The organism is Frankia sp. CeRuru1 (assembly GCF_977966315.1).
Map to the genome: position 1 here is coordinate 1 of NZ_CDWWEW010000071.1, position 16,677 is coordinate 16,677.

16 protein-coding genes and 1 pseudogene are annotated in these 16,677 nt (G+C 68.3%); 2 read left to right on the top strand and 15 right to left on the bottom strand.

Annotation, left to right across the window (positions count from 1 at the left end; genetic code table 11):
- From AC08OP_RS07800 to nifV, 14 genes and pseudogenes are all read right to left on the bottom strand, one after another.
- Positions 1 to 215, bottom strand: a pseudogene (locus AC08OP_RS07800) (HesA/MoeB/ThiF family protein); the annotation flags it as partial.
- A 47-nt stretch (positions 216 to 262) separates the two neighbouring features.
- Positions 263 to 883, bottom strand: coding sequence for an iron-sulfur cluster assembly accessory protein (locus AC08OP_RS07805; protein ID WP_462202825.1), 621 nt, complete (start codon positions 881 to 883; stop codon positions 263 to 265).
- On the bottom strand, positions 880 to 2,463 hold the full coding sequence (nifB, locus tag AC08OP_RS07810; RefSeq protein ID WP_476613567.1) for a nitrogenase cofactor biosynthesis protein NifB: 1,584 nt from the start codon (positions 2,461 to 2,463) through the stop codon (positions 880 to 882). The genes AC08OP_RS07805 and nifB overlap by 4 nt, the downstream gene beginning before the upstream one ends.
- The gene (locus AC08OP_RS07815; protein ID WP_476613568.1) at positions 2,460 to 2,819 is read right to left on the bottom strand and encodes a nitrogen fixation protein NifZ; all 360 of its coding nucleotides are present in this window, start codon (positions 2,817 to 2,819) and stop codon (positions 2,460 to 2,462) included. The genes nifB and AC08OP_RS07815 overlap by 4 nt, the downstream gene beginning before the upstream one ends.
- Complete coding sequence (gene nifW, locus AC08OP_RS07820; protein ID WP_476613569.1) at positions 2,816 to 3,271, bottom strand: nitrogenase-stabilizing/protective protein NifW; 456 nt, start codon at positions 3,269 to 3,271, stop codon at positions 2,816 to 2,818. Before nifW ends, AC08OP_RS07815 begins: the two co-directional genes overlap by 4 nt.
- Positions 3,268 to 3,504: a CCE_0567 family metalloprotein gene (locus tag AC08OP_RS07825; RefSeq protein WP_462186740.1), complete on the bottom strand. Its 237-nt coding sequence runs from the start codon at positions 3,502 to 3,504 to the stop codon at positions 3,268 to 3,270. Before AC08OP_RS07825 ends, nifW begins: the two co-directional genes overlap by 4 nt.
- The gene (locus tag AC08OP_RS07830; protein WP_011438836.1) at positions 3,494 to 3,937 is read right to left on the bottom strand and encodes a NifX-associated nitrogen fixation protein; all 444 of its coding nucleotides are present in this window, start codon (positions 3,935 to 3,937) and stop codon (positions 3,494 to 3,496) included. The genes AC08OP_RS07825 and AC08OP_RS07830 overlap by 11 nt, the downstream gene beginning before the upstream one ends.
- Complete coding sequence (gene nifX, locus AC08OP_RS07835) at positions 3,934 to 4,368, bottom strand: nitrogen fixation protein NifX (protein WP_462202828.1); 435 nt, start codon at positions 4,366 to 4,368, stop codon at positions 3,934 to 3,936. The genes AC08OP_RS07830 and nifX overlap by 4 nt, the downstream gene beginning before the upstream one ends.
- Positions 4,362 to 6,008 carry a nitrogenase component 1 gene (locus tag AC08OP_RS07840; protein WP_476613570.1) on the bottom strand — a complete coding sequence of 549 codons (1,647 nt, stop codon included), beginning with the start codon at positions 6,006 to 6,008 and terminating at the stop codon, positions 4,362 to 4,364. The genes nifX and AC08OP_RS07840 overlap by 7 nt, the downstream gene beginning before the upstream one ends.
- On the bottom strand, positions 6,008 to 7,378 hold the full coding sequence (gene nifE / locus AC08OP_RS07845; RefSeq protein ID WP_476613571.1) for a nitrogenase iron-molybdenum cofactor biosynthesis protein NifE: 1,371 nt from the start codon (positions 7,376 to 7,378) through the stop codon (positions 6,008 to 6,010). The genes AC08OP_RS07840 and nifE overlap by 1 nt, the downstream gene beginning before the upstream one ends.
- Before the next feature lie 208 nt (positions 7,379 to 7,586).
- Positions 7,587 to 9,143 carry a nitrogenase molybdenum-iron protein subunit beta gene (gene nifK, locus AC08OP_RS07850; protein ID WP_476613572.1) on the bottom strand — a complete coding sequence of 519 codons (1,557 nt, stop codon included), beginning with the start codon at positions 9,141 to 9,143 and terminating at the stop codon, positions 7,587 to 7,589.
- 67 nt (positions 9,144 to 9,210) lie between these two features.
- A complete protein-coding gene (nifD, locus tag AC08OP_RS07855; protein ID WP_462186746.1) occupies positions 9,211 to 10,671 on the bottom strand; it encodes a nitrogenase molybdenum-iron protein alpha chain in 1,461 nt (486 codons plus the stop codon).
- Positions 10,672 to 10,714: 43 nt separating this feature from the next.
- On the bottom strand, positions 10,715 to 11,578 hold the full coding sequence (gene nifH / locus AC08OP_RS07860) for a nitrogenase iron protein (RefSeq protein WP_476613576.1): 864 nt from the start codon (positions 11,576 to 11,578) through the stop codon (positions 10,715 to 10,717).
- A gap of 200 nt (positions 11,579 to 11,778) precedes the next feature.
- On the bottom strand, positions 11,779 to 12,981 hold the full coding sequence (gene nifV, locus AC08OP_RS07865; protein ID WP_476613573.1) for a homocitrate synthase: 1,203 nt from the start codon (positions 12,979 to 12,981) through the stop codon (positions 11,779 to 11,781).
- Between the two features lie 744 nt (positions 12,982 to 13,725).
- Between nifV and AC08OP_RS07870 the strand changes: the two genes are divergently transcribed.
- Positions 13,726 to 14,163 carry a hypothetical protein gene (locus tag AC08OP_RS07870; RefSeq protein ID WP_476593150.1) on the top strand — a complete coding sequence of 146 codons (438 nt, stop codon included), beginning with the start codon at positions 13,726 to 13,728 and terminating at the stop codon, positions 14,161 to 14,163.
- A 20-nt stretch (positions 14,164 to 14,183) separates the two neighbouring features.
- On the opposite strand, the gene AC08OP_RS07875 is transcribed toward AC08OP_RS07870, so the two are convergent.
- Complete coding sequence (locus AC08OP_RS07875; RefSeq protein WP_476613574.1) at positions 14,184 to 14,411, bottom strand: hypothetical protein; 228 nt, start codon at positions 14,409 to 14,411, stop codon at positions 14,184 to 14,186.
- A gap of 370 nt (positions 14,412 to 14,781) precedes the next feature.
- On the opposite strand from AC08OP_RS07875, the gene AC08OP_RS07880 reads away from it, so the two are divergent.
- Positions 14,782 to 15,879, top strand: a complete 1,098-nt coding sequence (locus tag AC08OP_RS07880) for an LLM class flavin-dependent oxidoreductase (RefSeq protein WP_476613575.1) — start codon at positions 14,782 to 14,784, stop codon at positions 15,877 to 15,879.
- Positions 15,880 to 16,677: the final 798 nt, after the last annotated feature.

Below are 16,677 nucleotides of genomic sequence, written 5' to 3' on the forward strand. Positions count from 1 at the left end.
CCGCCGACCCCGCCTACCCCCGCCACCAGGACGGTCGCGCCGCTGAGCCGCCGCTGAGCGGACACTCCGAAGCCCGGGATACCCAACTGCCGCTCGTACCGTCGATTCGGGTCGAAGACGGACGGCGCCTGCCGACGGGATGGGTACGGTGCCGGCGGCCCAGCGCAGATGGACCCCAGCAGACGCGGGTGGGAACGGAATCGGGCGGTGACCATCGGGCGCTCCCCGGGTTAGGCCGAACAGGTGATCAAGTAGTGCGCTGTCAGGACACCAGCGCGACCCGGCCGATCTCGGGCAGGGCCTCCTTCAACCGGCTCTCGATGACGCCGGTCAGGGTCGCGGTGGCGCTGGAGCACCCGCCGCAGGCTCCGGTAAGGCGCAGGTGCACCTCCGCCGTCCCGGGCTCGCCGTTGCCGGCGAGGGTCGCGATGACCTCGGCGTCCCCGCCGTCTCCCCGCAGGAAGGGCCGGATCTCCTCCATGATCTCTTCGACCTGCTCGCGCAGGCGGGCGTCCGCGGCGGTGCGCTCGGTGGAGTCCGAGGCACCGAAGGACGTCCCGCAGCCGCAGGAGCTGGTCGCGTTCGGGTTATGGAAGGTGAACCCGGAGGAGGTCAGCGTCTCGGTGTAGTCCACGCGCAGCCCGCGCAGCAGGTGAACCATCGACGAGTGGACGACGACGTCGAAGCCGTCCTGGCCGACGACGACGTCCTCGGCCTCGGCGCCGGGGACGAGCGCCAGGTTGTAGATGAAGCCGGCGCAGCCACCGGGGTCGACGCCGATCCGCAGGCTGAACCCGCTCGTGCCGGGAGTCGAGGCGAGCAGGTGACGGACCTGCTTCACGGCCCGGTCGGTCAGTTCGACGGTGGGGGTGGTGGCGCTCATCGGACGGCAACCTCCGCTTCGGCACGATGTGCAACAAGGCGGGAGCCGACCTCGGCCACCGCCTTCTCGATCAGGTCGTAGAGCTCCACCGGTTCGATCCCGGCGTTCTCGAGCGCCTCGCGCGGCCCGAGGCCGATCTTGCTGCACAACACCGCTGCGCAGTCGGACAGCATCGCGACCGTCTTGTCGAGCTTGGAGGCGTCCTCGTCGCAGTCCGACGGGCCGTTGCAGTAGCGGTCCACGTCGCGGGTCTGCACGAGCCGGGCCCAGCCCGGACCCCCCTCGTAGATCCAGAACTCGGTCGCGTGACCGAAGTGCTGGTTCACCACGCCGCTGCCCTTGGTCGCGACAGCGACGAGCACGACGTCCTCCGGGCGGGCGTTCCCCGGGCGGGCCTCGGCCGGGGTGCCCTCATCGGGGGATGCGCCCGGGCCGGAGGGAATGACCGCGCCGGTCGAGATGTTCAGCGCTCCCCGGGTGGCAGCAACCTCGGAGCGCCACCGTTCGATCTCGCTGTGCGTCTGCCGGCGGCCTTCGAGGTCGTAGTCGATCTCACGGCCACGGAACGCCTCGGGGGTGAACTCCTCACCCCGGTCCTCACCGAGCAGGCCGACGGCGTCGGCGCGGCACTGCCGGCAGTGCCGCATCATGTTCATCTCGGCGCCGTCGTCCTGCTCGCAGCGGTCCTGCAGCGCCTTGAGCTCCTGCGGGGTGGGGCCGCGCTGCCCGGTCAGGCCGAAGTGGGTGCCGTGCTCGGGCGCCGACACCAGCGGCATCACGTTGTGCAGGAAGGCACCGAGCTCCTTGACCTTCCGGGAGACCTCGACGAGGTGGTCATCGTTGACCCCGGGGATCATCACCGAGTTGACCTTGCAGAGGATCTTCCGCTCGGTGAGCATCGCCAGGCCCTCGAGCTGGCGCTCGGAGAGGATCCGGGACGCCTCCCGGCCGGTGTACCGCTTGCCGCGGAAGGCGATCCACGGGTAGATCCGCTCCCCGGCCTCGGGGTCGATCATGTTAATCGTGATGGTGACGTGGTCGACGTTCAGCTCGGCGATGCGGTCGACGTGGTCCGGCAGGGTCAGCCCGTTGGTGGACAGGCAGAGCTTGATGTCCGGGCAGTCCCGGGCCACCAGTTCCATCGTCCGGAAGGTCGGCTTCGGGTTCGCCAGTGGGTCGCCGGGACCGGCGATCCCCAGCACGCTCATCTGCTTGATCTCGCTGGCCACCAGCTTGACCTTGGCGAGGGCATCCTCGGGGGACAGCAGGGTGCTGGTGACGCCGGGACGGCTCTCGTTGGCGCAGTCGAACTTGCGGTTGCAGTAGTTGCACTGGATGTTGCAACCCGGGGCGACCGCCACGTGCATCCGGGCGTAGTACTGGTGGGCCTCGGCGCTGTAACAGGGATGGTTGGCGATCTTCTCCGCAATCTCCGGATCCCGCACCGGAGCGCTGGTGCCACAGCTGGACTTGCTCGCGCAGCCGGCGGCGGTGTCGGGTGCCAGCCCGGTGGCCTGCCGGGGGATCTCGCCTGCCAGGTCGGTGGGCAGCACCGGCAGGCTGACGGGGGTTGCCTTCACGACCGCCCTTCCTTCCCCCGGGCGGTCGCCGTGCCGGTCGCCGGAGCGGTCGCAGAGGTGGTCGCGGTGGTCGCCGCGGCGGGTGCGGCGGTGCCGGCGGCGACAGCCGCCGCCTGCTGCCACTGCTCGGGGGAGACGAGCTCACGTTCCAGCGCGCCGACGATGCGGCCGTGGTCGAACGCCACCGCGTACACGATATGTTCCTGCAGGTAGAGGCCGACGTTGATGACCTGGCCACGGGTGCCGGCCTCGACGAGGATCTCACCGACAGCGATCGCCGGGTCCGGGTACGTGCCGTCGTTACGCAATGCCTTGACGGCGACCACGATGTCGCCGACGTCGTAGGTACTGTTCATCGGGTTCCACCCAAGTAGTCGGCGGACGCGGCGGCGTGGTGCGGCCAGGCGGACTGGGACGGCTCCACCGGGTCGGACGGCGCCGACGGCTGGGGCACCGTCGGGGCCAGCCGCTCGACGGTGATCGACGACGCGGGCACGAACGACTCCTGCGGCGCGCGGTCCTGCAGCACCTTGAACAGGCGATGGTCCAGGGCGGAGGCGGTGGTGAAGGCCTGGTAAGAGCGGACAAGCGCGTCGCGGTACTCCCGCAGCAGCTCCACCGGGTTCCCGACCTCGGTCCGGGTGTTGTGCAGCTCGACCAGCTGGTTGGCGAAGTACCGGAGGATGTGCAGCCGGTTGACGGCCAGGACCCGCGGGTCGTAGTCGACGTCTAGCAGGGTGAAGTACTCCTCGGCGGTGGAACAGCGGCGGAAGTCCGCCAGCTGGCCGGCGGCCGTGCTCACGCTCATCGCGATGTCTCCTTCTCGAGCAGGCCCTCGAGGAGGGCGATCTCCGCATAGGCGTCGTAGGTCCGGCGGGCGACGTCGAGCAGGCCCTCCCAGCCGATCGGGAGGTCCTCGGCGAGGTCGTGCAGGTCGAGCTTGAGCTGGGAGGCCCGGCTACGAAGCTTGCGCAGCCGCAGCTCGGTGTCGGCCGGGGCGCCCCCGGCCGGGGTGTCGGCGGCTTGGGCGTCAGGAGTCATCGCGGGCCACCTCGTTCCATCGTTCGATCTGCTTGGTCGCACCGGTCACCAGCGACTCGCCCCGGGCGGAGAGCTCGTCCATGGAGCCGAAGCCGAACCGCTGCACGTCCCGCAGCGCGTCGGAGAGGACGACGAGCCGCCCGGCGCAAATGATCACGCGCCCGAACCCCTCGTGACTGAGGTCGAGCACGGTGGTGGTGAACGCCCCGGTCGCCTTCTCGGTGGCCGCCGCGACCGCCTGGTAAAAGGAGCGCACCCGGCCCTCTACGGCGGCGTCGATGTCGCAGTTCACCGCGATCTCGCGGCGCTGCTCCCGAGTGACGATGAACGGGCGGAGCAGGTCCTCGTCGGAGAACCGTTCCAGTTGGCCGTAGGTGTCCCCGGCGCGCAGCTGGTCGACCAGGTCGCCGAGGAAACCGGTCTTCGCGGTCATGCCGCGTCCCCCTTGGGCTTCAGGGCCGTGGCACCGCCGCGGGTCCAGGTCGCCGCCGGCTGCGGCTCGTGGGACCGCAGCACCTTGCGCAGCCAGGGCGGCGGATTGCCGGCCAGCGTCGAGGTGTAGCGGCGGAGCAGCTCGGGGATGGCGGTGCCCTTGACCACCTTCACCGGGTGAATCCGGGCCTTCACCACCTTCGCCGCGGCCGTCCCGCCGATGTCACTGATGTTGAGGATCGCGCAGTCCGAGACCGCGGCGAGCCTAGATTCGATCTTGTCCTGTTCGTCCGTCGGCGCCGCGTCGAGCGCGCGGGTCTCCAGGAACCTGGATCCCTCGGGGCCGACCTCGTACACGTCGAACCGTTGGCACCACCCGAAATGCTGATCCACAGCGGTGCCGTCGCTGGTCGCGAAGGCGATCTTCAACACGGAGACTCCTGGAACAGGTTGTCGAGTTGATCGGGTTCACCCGCGGAGCCGGGCTGGGTGGGGATCTCGGCCCGGTGGGCGGGCTGCCCATCCGCGCCGGGCACGGAGAACCTCCGCCCGGGACGGCGGTGCACGTGCTCGTGATCGAGTAGACGATTCGCGGCTTCGATGAGCAGGCGCAGGCTTCCGGCGTACCCGGCGGTACCGGCCAGCGCCGCGCCGAGCCGATCGAAGATCGGGAAGCCGACGGGCAGGTGCGCGGCACCGATCCGGTCGGCGACCTCGCGGGCATGGCTGGAACCGAGGACGAGGTGCGCACCGCCCGCCCGGGCCCGTTCGGCAAGGTCGGTCAGATCGCCGACGACGACCTCGTCCCAGGGCGCGTCCGCGAGGACCGGCGCGGCGGTCGGGGACACCGCCGCCACGACCTCGGCCCCGACGTCGTGCAGCAGGGAACCGACGGCGACCAGGGTCTCCGGCTCCATTGCCAGCGCGACCCGGGCGCCACCGAGGACGAAGTGCGTATCGAGCAGACCGTCGGCGAGCCGGGCCCGGGCCTGCCGGACCCGGGTCGGCGCGGACGCTCCGGTGAGTTCGATCAGCTCGGTGACCAGGGCGTCCACCTCCGTCAGCCCGCTGAGATGACGGTGGCGGAGGATCCGGGCGCCGGTCCGGGCGGCGAGCAGGTCACCGGCCGCCGCCGCGGTCGCACCCGCGACGAGCACGGCCCGCGACCGACCGAGCGCCCGCAGCCGCGCGAGCCCGGTGCCGCCGGTCGTCGTGGGCTGCCAGGCGGGGGCCAGGTGCCCGTCCACCGATCCGGACAGGTCGGGGACGAGTACCGGGTTGAGCCCGAACGCGCGAATCAGCTCACCGAGCTCGTCGAGGTCGGCCGCCGTCAGGGATGGGCCGACCAGGACCGCGAGCTGGCGCGGATCCAGATCGCCATCGTCCGCCGCCGCCACCCGCCGGGCGGCGGACCCCAGGGACCTGGCGGACCCAGCAGCCTCGGCGGACCCAGCGGTAGTGAGATGCGTTACGGGAGCGCTGGCCGCGATGAAGGCGGTGCGCCCGGTAGAATAATCCGCTCCGGAAGGCTCCGTTTCGGAATACTCTGCCGGCACCACCGCTCGGACCAGCGCCTCCAACGCGGCCGACCAGCCGTCGGACAGCCCACCGATGAAGTCCGGAGTGGAGACCCCGACGATCAGCGGGGCCCCGCCGGGGGCAGAGTCGTTCGCCCCCGCCTCCGGCCCGCTCGAGTCGGTCTCGTCCCAGGCCGAGAGGTACTTGCGCAGCTGGCCGCCGACATCTTCGCCGCTGACCTCGGTGACTCCTGTGGTGAGCAGGCCGATGATCTCCGGCCGCTGCTTCTTCCGGATGGCATCGAGCGTCTCCACCATCGCCTCACCACTGCCGAGGACCGCGGTCACCTCGGTGATCGCGGTGGTCTGCAGCGGGATCGGCTCGTTGAAATGCCGGGTGAGCAGGGCCTTGGCGAACGACGCGCACCCCTGCGCACCATGCATGATCGGCAGCGAGCCGGCGAGGCCCAGGAAGACCAGCGCACCCCCGAGCGGCTGGCTGTGCTTGAGCGGGTCAATCGCCGCCTGCCGCTCTCCGGTCACGACCTCGGCCATCAGCGGGCTCCAACCAGGTCCCAGGGAGCGGGCCGGCTGACCTGCTCCCAGACCGGGCTCGCGATCGCCAGGTCGAGGCGCCGGGCGAGCTCGACCATCCCGGTGTAGCCGGCGTAGGGGATGTGCCGCTCCTGGTTGATATCGAGGAACGGCAGCCGGCCCTTCAGCGCGGTGTACTGGTTGCGGCCGCCGGCGACGAGGATGTCCGCCCCGGTCTGCTCGGCGACCCGCAGCAGCTCGCGCGGACTGCCCTCTTTGATCATCTTTGCGTCGCCGAGCAGCTCGCGGATCTTGTCCACGTCGCCGTCGGAGCTCTTGGTGATGCCGCTGCCGACCACCTCGATGCCGAGGTCCTGCAGCGCGGACACGATCGACCAGCTCTTGACCCCGCCGGTGTAGAGCACCGCCTTGCGCCCGGCGAGCCTGCGCCGGTACGGCTCAAGTGCGACGGCGACGGCCGCCTCCTCGACAGCGATGAGCTCCTCCGTGCGGCGGGAGAGCTCGTCGTCCTCGAGCAGGCGGGCGAAGCCGCGCAGGGTGTCGCCCATCGCCCGGGTGCCGTAGAAGCTGCCCTCGAACCACGGGATCCCGTAACGTTCCTGCAGGCCACGGGCGAGTCCGAGCAGCGCGCGCGAGCAGACCACCATCGTCGCCCTGGCCCGATGGGCCGCGGCGACGTCACGGTAGCGGGCATCACCGCTGATGCACGCCTGCACCCGGAGGCCCAGCCGGGACAGCAGCGGCAGGACGTCCCACAACTCCCCGGCGATGTTGTACTCACCGATCAGGTTGACGTCCCGGTCGGTGGTGAGCTCCGGCTCGACGGTGCCGATCACGTGGTCGAGCAGGGCCTGGCCGGCGAGCCGGTTGCCGAGGTTCTTGCTGCCGACGAACCCGGGCGAGTGGATCGGGATCACCGGCACCCCGGACTCGGCGGCCGCCGCCGCGCACACCGCGTCAAGATCGTCTCCGATCATCGCGGTGACGCAGGTCGAATAGACGAAGACCGCTGGCGGCGAGTGCCGCTCGACGACCTCCAGGATGGTGTCGAACAGGCGCTGTTCCCCCCCGAGCACCACGTCGTTCTCGGCCATGTCGGTGGTGAAGCCGTGCCGGTAGAGCACCGGCCCGGACGACAGGCTGCCCCGGCCGTCCCACGAGTTGCCCGCGCAGCCGATCGGGCCGTGGACCACGTGAGCGCAGTCGGCGATCGGGACGAGGGTGATCATGGCTCCGTCGAAGGCGCAACCTCCGGAAGTGCCCCCGGGCTTGGGTTTGGGACAACCCGCCTTGCGGGCCTTGGTGGTCTTGGCGTTGTTGTGGTTACAGGCCGGTTCGGTGAACAGCGCGACGCGTTCTGTGGCTGCCATGGGCCATCCTCGGAAGGACGCGGTTCTACGGGCACGGTTCTTGAAAGAGGTGGGACGGGGGCGAGGGGTCGATCGATCCGGGAGGTGATCGATCGACCCCACGGCGGGGTGGTCGGCCGGTCGCAGGGAGCGCGGTGGGCGCGGCCGGCCGACCACGTTCAGATCCGGCCGGGGGCCGGACCGACCACAGCTGTGCCCGGTCGGACGCTCAGCGGACGACGTCGAAGCTGTGGTCGGGGCTGGTGCGGTCCAGCTCGTCGAGCACCGTGTTGACGAGCTGGGTGAGCAGGTGCAGACCGCCGGTGTAGCCGACGATCGGGAAGCGGTGCAGGTGGTGCCGATCGAAGATCGGAAAACCGACCCGGACCAGCGGCACGTTCGCCTCCCGGGAGATGTACTTCAGGTACGAGCTCCCGACGAGCAGGTCGACCGGCTCGGTAAAGACCAGCGACCGCAGGTGCCAGAGGTCCTTGCCCGGCCAGACGGTCGCCGCCTCGCCGAACTTGCTGGTCGAGAGGACCTTCTCCAGCCTGGGCGCGAAGGAGTTGTCGGCGTTCGTGCTCAGCAGGTGGACCGGGATCATCCCGAGTTCGAGGGCGAAGCCGGTCATCGCGATGACGAGGTCAGGGTCACCCGCGATGGCGACCCGCTTGCCGTGCAGATAGGCATGCGAGTCGGTGAGCGCGTCCACCAGGCGGCCACGCTCGGCGGTGAGCTCGGCCGGGATCTCGACCTCCGCCAGGCGGGCCACCTCGGTCAGGAAGCGGTCGGTGTTCTTCACCCCGATGGGGGTCTCGAGCACCACCGTCTCCTGCTTCCACCCGTCCCGGACGAACTCCATCGTCTTGCGGGTGGTGGTCTCCTGAAGCATCACGGTAGCGCGACTGAACCGAGCCGTGGCGGCCTCGGCGAGCGGGGTACCACCTGGGTAGAGCTCGTACTCACCCGTCGCCGGCGAGTCCAGGGAGCTGCTGTGGTCGCCCAGGATCAGGGGGTCGACACCCATCAGCTCGAGGATGCGGCGGTACTCGCGGTGGTTGCCGACGTAGGTCTCGAAGCCGGGCACGATGTTCAGCCGGGGCTTCCCGGGGGACTCGACCTTGTCGGCGTCCGCCGTCTTGCCCAGGAGGTCCAGGATGCCCTTGAGCATGCTGTCGTAGCCGGTGAGGTGTGAGCCCACGAAGCTCGGCGTGTGCGCGTACGGCACCGGGTAGTCGGCGGAGATCGCGCCCCTGTCCCGCGCCGCGCCGATGTAGGCGAACAGGTCCTCCCCGATCACCTCGGCCATGCAGGTGGTGCTGACCGCGACCATCTTGGGCTTGTACAGGGTGGTCGCGTTCTCGAGCGCCTCGACCAGGTTGTTCAGCCCGCCGAAGACGGCGGCGTCTTCGGTCATCGACGAGGATGCCGCCGGGACGGGCTCCTTGAAGTGCCGGGCGAAGTGGCTGCGGAAGTAGGCGACGCAGCCCTGCGAGCCGTGCACCAGGGGCATGGTGCCCTCGAAGCCGAGGCCCGCCAGGACCGCGCCGAGCGGCTGGCACGCCTTGGCCGGGTTGACGGTCAGCGCCTCCCGGGCGAAGTTCTTCTCCCGGTACTCCCAGCCGCGGGTCCACTCCAGGACCCGGGCGACCTCGGCGGCGTCGCTGCCGTTCTCGAACTCGCGCTTGCCCTCGAACTGCTCCTGGTAGACCTCGTCCTTGAACAGCTCGCTGTGGTCGAGGACCCGCAGCGGGACGGAACTGTTTGTTTCCGGAGTCGTCGTCACCGGACATCCTCCCTTCTACCGTGGCTGATGACTGCCGGCTGCCGCCGGCGGGAGCCGGACCGGCCGGTCAGAACACCTCTCCGGCCTTCGACCAGGGGGTCTCCAGGAGGTCCCAGGTCGGGCTGTTGATCGCAATGTCCATGTCACGGGCGAAGACCGCGAAGCCGTCCACGCCGTGGTATGGCCCGGAGTAGTCCCAGGAGTGCATCTGGCGGAACGGGACGCCCATCTTGTGGAAGACGTACTTCTCCTTGACGCCCGCGCCCATCAGGTCCGGCTTGAGCCGCTTGGCGAACTCCTCCAGCTCGAAGGCCGTCGGGTCGTCGTAGAGGACCACGCCCTCCGCGAGAGCGGGGTAGGTGCGGGTGTAGTCGTCCTTGTGCGCGAACTCGTAGCCGGTGCCGACGACCTCCATGCCGAGGTCCTCGTAGGCACCGATGGTGTGCCGGGGCCGTAGTCCGCCGACCGCGAGCATGACCCGCTTGCCTTCCAGGCGCGGCCGGAAGGCGTTCGTGATCTCGTCGAATCGGACCTGGTAGCGGGCGATCGCCGCCTCGGTCTTCTGCTTGATCTCGTCGTCGAAGAAAGCCGCGATCTTCCGCATCGAATCGACGATCTTGGTGGGACCGAAGAAGTTGAACTCGGTCCACGGAGTGCCGTAGCGCTCCTCCATGGTTGTGCAGATGTAGTTCATCGACCGGTAGCAGTGGATCAGGTTCAGCTTCGACAGGTGCGTCGAGGCCATCTCGTTGATCGTGCCGTCACCGGACCACTGGGCGATGACCCGCAGGCCCATCTCCTCCAGGATCTTCCGGGAGGCCCAGGCGTCGCCGCCGATGTTGTAGTCGCCGATGAGCGCGACGTCATACGGCGTCTGCTTGAAGGTGTTCCCGCCGGTGCCCAGCACGTGGTCGCGGACCGCGTCGTTGGCAATGTGGTGGCCGAGGGACTGGCTGACCCCGCGGAACCCCTCGCAGCGCACCGGGACGACTGGCAGCTCGAGCTTCTTCGAGGCCTTGCGGGAGACCGCCTCGATGTCATCGCCGATCAGACCAATCGGGCACTCGGACTGGACCGAGATCCCCTTGGCCAGCGGGAACAGCTCGGTGATCTCGTCGCAGACCGTCTCTAGCTTCGGGTCACCGCCGAAGACGATGTCCTTCTCCTGGAAGTCGGTCGTGAACTGCATCGCGGCAAAGTTGTTCACACCCCAGGGGCCGCGGGCGTAGTTGCGCCGGGTGGCCCAGGAGTACTGGCCACAGCCGACCGGGCCGTGGCTGATGTTGACGATGTCCTTGACCGGGCCCCACACCACGCCCTTGGAACCGGCGTAGGCGCAGCCGCGGATCGTCATGACCCCCGGGCGGGATTTGATGTTGGACTTGACCTCGCACTCCTTCGACCCATCGGGGTCGTTGGCCTTGAGGTGCTTGGCCCGGAACTTGGCCGTCTTCGCGGGGTAGTTCGACAGCACCTCGGCGATCATCGCCTCGGTCTCGGCCTTGATAGGTGCCGGCGTCGTCGTCATGGTCGGGACCTCATCCTCGACGGAGTCGGAGCAGGTGACAGGGTCAGGCGACAGCGGCGGCCTTGCCGATGATGGTCTCGTCCTCCTGCTCCATGATCCCGAACTCGATGAGGAGCTCCTCGAGCTCGTCCATGGTGATCGGCGTCGGGATGGTCTTCATGTCGTTGTCGACGATCTTCTTGGCGAGCTGCCGATACTGGTCGGCCTGCTCGTTCTTCGGGTCGTACTCGATGACCGTCATCCGGCGCAGCTCGGCGTGCTGCACGACGTTGTTACGCGGGATGAAGTGGATCATCTGGGTGTTGAGCCGGCGGGCGAGCTCAATGATCAGCTCGTCCTCGCGGTCGGTGTTACGGCTGTTGCAGATGAGCCCGCCGAGCCGGACACCGCCGGAGTGCGCGTACTTGAGGATGCCTCGGGCGATGTTGTTCGCCGCGTACATCGCCATCATCTCGCCGGAGGTGACAATGTAGATCTCCTGCGCCTTGCCCTGGCGGATCGGCATCGCGAACCCGCCGCAGACGACGTCACCGAGGACGTCGTAGGTGACGAAATCGAGGTCCTCGTAGGCGCCGGCTTCCTCCAGGTAGCTGATGGAGGTGATGACACCGCGGCCGGCGCAGCCCACACCGGGCTCCGGGCCGCCGGACTCGACGCACCTGATGCCCCACTGGCCCTCGACCAGGACCTCGTCGAGCTCCAGGTCCTCGACCGAGCCCTTCTCGGCGGCCAGCTGAATGACGGAGGTCTGGGCCTTGGAGTGCAGGATGAGCCGGGTCGAGTCGGCCTTGGGGTCGCAGCCAACGATCATGACCTTCTTGCCCATCTCGGCCATCGCCGCCATGGTGTTCTGCTGGGTGGTGGACTTTCCGATACCACCCTTGCCGTAGAACGCGATCTGGCGCATGCGGTGTTCCTCCTCGGAACGGTTGCCCAGCACAGGGGGCACCGGTGCCACGACCACGCCGATCGGGCAGGTCGGGCCGCTGGGCCCCTGGGCTGGAGTCGTGCCGCCGGCCGGGTTTGGCCAGGACATCGGCACAACCGTTAGTTGTTGATCGACCCCGTTGCGTCTGCCAGCCGGGTCCGGTCCCTGCCGGACCAGGCCTAGGACGGCGGGGCCTCCACTCGGGGGGCCGGCACTTCGGCCCGCCCGAGAAGTTCCTGGAAGTCACGGCCGTGCAGGCCGCGCTTCGTCTGGGTCGCCGTGGCCCGGACCCGCTCAAGCAGCGGCTCGATCTCGCTGTCGTCGGCGGTGATGCCGTACTGGGCCAGCGCGTGACGCACCGAGGCCCGGCCGCTGTGCTTCCCGAACGCGAGCCGCCGTTGCCCGCCGACTTCGGCGGGGTCGAACGGCTCGTAGGTCGACGGGTGTCGCAGCACGCCGTGGACGTGGATCCCCGACTCGTGCGCGAACACTGACTCACCGACCACCGCCTTGCCCACCGGCAGCGGGCGGCAGGCGGCCCGGGCCACCATCCGCGCGAGCCTGCGGAACGAGGTGGTGTCCAGGTCCACCGGCACCTTCAACAGGTGCCGCAGGGCCATCGCCACCTCCTCCAGCGGGGCGTTGCCGGCCCGCTCCCCCAGACCCAGCACCGTGGTGCTAACCCAGGTGAATCCGGCCTGAACCGCGGCGAGGGTGTTCGCGGTCGCCAGACCGAAGTCGTCGTGGGCGTGGATCTCCCACTCCCCCGGGACCGCCTGGACTAGCCGGCCGAGCCGGGTATAGGCGCTGACCGGGTCCAGCAGACCGACCGTGTCGGCCCAGCGGATCCGGGTGGCACCCCACTCGCGCAGCTCGCCGGCCAGCTCGATGACGAAGTTGTCGTCCGCGCGGGAGGCGTCCTCCAGGCCGACGCTGAACCGCAGCCCGCGGTCGGCCGCGTCGAAGACGCAATCGCGGATGCGGCGCCGCGCCCATCCCCGGTCCCGGCCCAGCTTGCTCTTCAGATGCAGGTCGGAGACGGGAATGGTTAGGTGCGCAGTGACAATTCCGCAGGACACCGCGGCATCGATGTCGCGGCGGTCGGCCCGGCACCACGCCACCACGCCGGCCTGAGGCTGCGTCGCGAGGATCTCCCGCAGGACATCCCGTTCGGCGGGTCCCATGGCAGGTATTCCGGCCTCGATCTGGTGTACGCCGATGGCGTCCAGAGCAGCGGCGATAGCAAGTTTCTCGGCTGCGGTGAATGCCACCCCAGGCGCCTGCTCGCCGTCGCGCAGGGTGGTGTCGCAAAACCTGACCGGCGCGGCCGGCTCGACCGTAGGCGTGGATGAGCTGGGAAAACGGGGACCGGGCACTGTCATCACCAGCCGTCGATCGAGAACAGAAGGCCATGGGCTCGCCCCCGAACAGTGGTTCTTCGTTTGTCCGGTGGCGACACGAAGAACACTAGGAGCCGTTTATTTCAGCCCTGCAAGCCCCGGTAACTTCGGCGTTAACAGGTATTCCGTCGGGATGACTGGAAGCTTCTCCCGAAAGATACCCCGAAGGATATTCGCAAGGAAAAATCTTTAATTAAAATTTTCCTGGAAACTTTCCCTCGTGGCGCCGCCCACATAGCTCCGGGCGCGCCGCCGAAGTGGTCCGGAGCACACGGTACGCCAGGAAGATCGCCCGATTACGGGGATCCCCCGATCCGCCGGAGCGGTGTAGATGACGGCAGCAAACGCCCCGTGCAGATGAGATGTTATCGGAACATTCGAACAAGAGTTTCAGCGAGGTACCTGCCGTGTTACGTACAGATGTCGGCGCTATCGATGCTGGTCACGGCGGATGAACAAGATGACTCACATTCATGTTGGCAGCTTCCCGGCCGCCGCGCGATCCCGATCATCAGGATTAACTTTTTCGAAACCGACAAGGTCCGTCGTGGGTGGACCTCACCCGGAGAGTCGGTTATCTTATGGATAACAGTTATTTTCCGCCGGGCGACGCCGGGCGACGCCGACCTGGCAGCACGCAGTGCTTTCCTATGGAGAGCGGAAGGAGCTGGGCGTGTCGGTTCGCGTATACGTGGAGCACTTGGGTTGCCAGTCGGGATGGTAGAGATGACGGACACGCAGATGGTCGGCGTGCCGTCCGACCCGCCGGGGACGTGGGAGGACCTGCGTGCGACCGTAGTAGGCAACAACGGTGTCTTCCGGATCAACATGGGGACACTGCGGGAGATCGGCGGCTATGGCCGGTTGGGTACCAACGTGCGGCAGATCCTGAGCCGGAACCTCGCCGGCATCGGTCTCGGGCACCTGCCCACGGAACTACCGTCCTACCAGGACAAAGAGGTTCTGCTCTTCCAGTTCGGCACACCGGCGGCAGAGATCGTCGAGGCGGTCCGGGAGGGCGCCTCCGACGGAGCTGAATCCGCGCTGATCAGGCTGAACTCCTCGCAGGACATCGCGAAGGTGCGCGACGCCTCACTCAAGGCTGTCGAGCTCCTCTCGATTCTGAACGACCGCTGCCGGGACTGCATGCGCCCGCTGCATTAAGCGACCGGTGGTCGTCACGCCTACGTTTGATCATGGCCACGAACCACGGCGTGGGAACGACGGCGACAAAGCGTCATCGTGGCGACGGCGCTGTCCCGCTTCACCCATGCCATCGCCCAGTGGAAGTGGCCATGTCGTGGCGGACAGTCGTGGCTGGCGGCACGGACCGGGACGGCGGGCGGCGTTTTCCAACGCCGCCCGCCGTCTTCGGCGTTGAACTCGCCGTTGCGCTCGGCATTGAACGCCATGGGACGATGCACCGTCGATCGAGTCCCGCATCACCGGGACGGCTCCCACATTCGCGGAGCGCACTTGCATTCGCCGGAACGCACCTGCACTGTCGGCCTGCCCCCGCATTTACCCGGCGCCCCGCATTGTTGTTGAGCGCCCGCTTTCACCGGACGCCGCTGCATTTGCATTTAGCGTCCGGAACAGGCGTGGATGCCCTCGGTAGCCACCCGGTCCGGCGTCCCGTAGCCGTGGCGTCGGGGGTGGAGCCAGGCCGCGATGCCGGTTGTTCCGGCCGGACCCGCCGACGGAGGCATGCGGGCGGGATTCGACGCCGGCAATCCGGCGGTTCGGCTGTTGTCGATCTTATCGATCGATATCGTCAAACCTATGAAGTTTGTCGCGCTCTCACTGATCATCAACTCACCCGATCCGAAAACGGGCGTTGTCATGAGTCAGCACGACAAACTGACCAGTGTGCTCGCCCAGGCGGAGCTGGTGGAGCAGCTTGGCTACGATGCGTACCAAATCGGCGAGAGGCATGGCGCGCCGTTCCTGTGTTCATCCCCCGCCGTCCTGCTGACCGCGCTGGCCGCCCGCACCAGTCGCGTCCGGCTACTCACCGGCGTGACCGTGCTCAGCATCCACGACCCGGTCCGGGTGGCGGAGGAATACGCGCTGCTCGACCATCTCAGCAGCGGACGGCTCGATCTCGTCGTCGGGAAGGGCAACCACGCTCCGCACTACTCCACCTTCGGGCTCGACCCCTCGGAACAATGGGACGTCCTTGCCGAAAAGTACGAGCTGCTGCGCCGGCTCTGGTCGGAGGAGGACGTGACCTGGTCGGGGCGGTACCGCACGCCGCTCGTCGACGTGACGACCCAGCCGCGCCCGTACCAGTCGAAGATCCGGGTGTGGCACGGCAGCGCGACCAGTCTGCAGACGACGGAGCTCGCGGCGCGTCACGGCGACCCGCTGTACTCGGCGAACGGTTTCTTCCGCATCGCGCGGTACCGGGACCTCATCGACCACTACCGGCAACGATGGGCCCACTACGGCCATCCGGGGAAGCCGCTGGTCGCCAGTGGCTTCCCGGCCCTGCTGATCCGGAAGACCTCGCAGGAGGCCCTGGAGGCCTACCGCCCGTTCTGGGACGCCCAGCGGGTGACGCCCGCGGCCACGCACAACAACTCCCCCTTCTGGGAGCTCGAGGAGTTCATCGAACACGGCTCGGCGCTCGTTGGCAGTCCCGAGCAGGTACTCGACAAGATCCAGCGGTTCACCGAGCTGTACGGCCAGCAGCTCACCGGTATCGGCGTCAACTCACTGCCGGTGGACTGGCAGCGCGAGCAGCTTGAGTGGTTCGCCGCCGACATCGCTCCCGAACTGCGTCGGGCGTATCCGAGCTCCCTCTGGGAGCCACAGGATTCGGCCCAGACCGCGGCGCGGGCTTCGGCACGGGCTTCGGCGCAGGTCCCGGTTGACTGACCCCGATCAGCCGAGGGATGTCGGCCGCCGCGGATCGCCGGCCGAGAGCCGACGACTGCTGACGGGGGTCCGCGGCACCACCCACAGGAACGCTCCGAACCCCGGATCGGTGGTCGCGCGACGCAACGCCGCCGACACCACGCGTACGTGAAAGGCTCCGCAGGAAACCGAGGAGCCTTTTTCCATACCGCAACCATGCCCCCAACCGACCAAGCGCCGCGACCGGCGCAGGCGTGCCGCTATAGCAAGTGATGAGTGAGCGCGCACTCGCGCTAACTCCAGCCGGCAGCCGAGCTAGCAGGCGGGCGCTAACTGTTAAAAGCGTATCAGCTAGCACGGCAATCACCACTCGACCACTTCTCGTCCGGCTTATCGAAGGTCAGTCCGTCTCGTCGGACCGATCCAGTGATACCACCGCCGCGCGCCGGGAAGATCGGGCGACCGCGCCGCACCGATCACAATGCACCTCCAGCCGCACATCCAGACATCCAGCCGACCATGAACCCGGCACCGAGGAGGAACGGTCCCTTCAGCGTCGTTGACCGACACCCGTTCCGGAGCACTCCAGCCGCGGTTCCAGCGCGAGGGATGCGCACCCCTACGGGGTAGTCCGACACCGGAAGCGGGGGTACCCCTTCTAGTCCCCTCATCGGGAGGTGTGCCATGGCCGGGAACATTCTCGGCTTCCCTGGACCACCGTTCCCTGTAGGCAGGTCGGGAATACGGATGACGGGGACAGCCGGGTACAGCGGAAGCAGCCCTACGAGCCCTCCACGAGCCCGCTACGGGGTTAGTCCG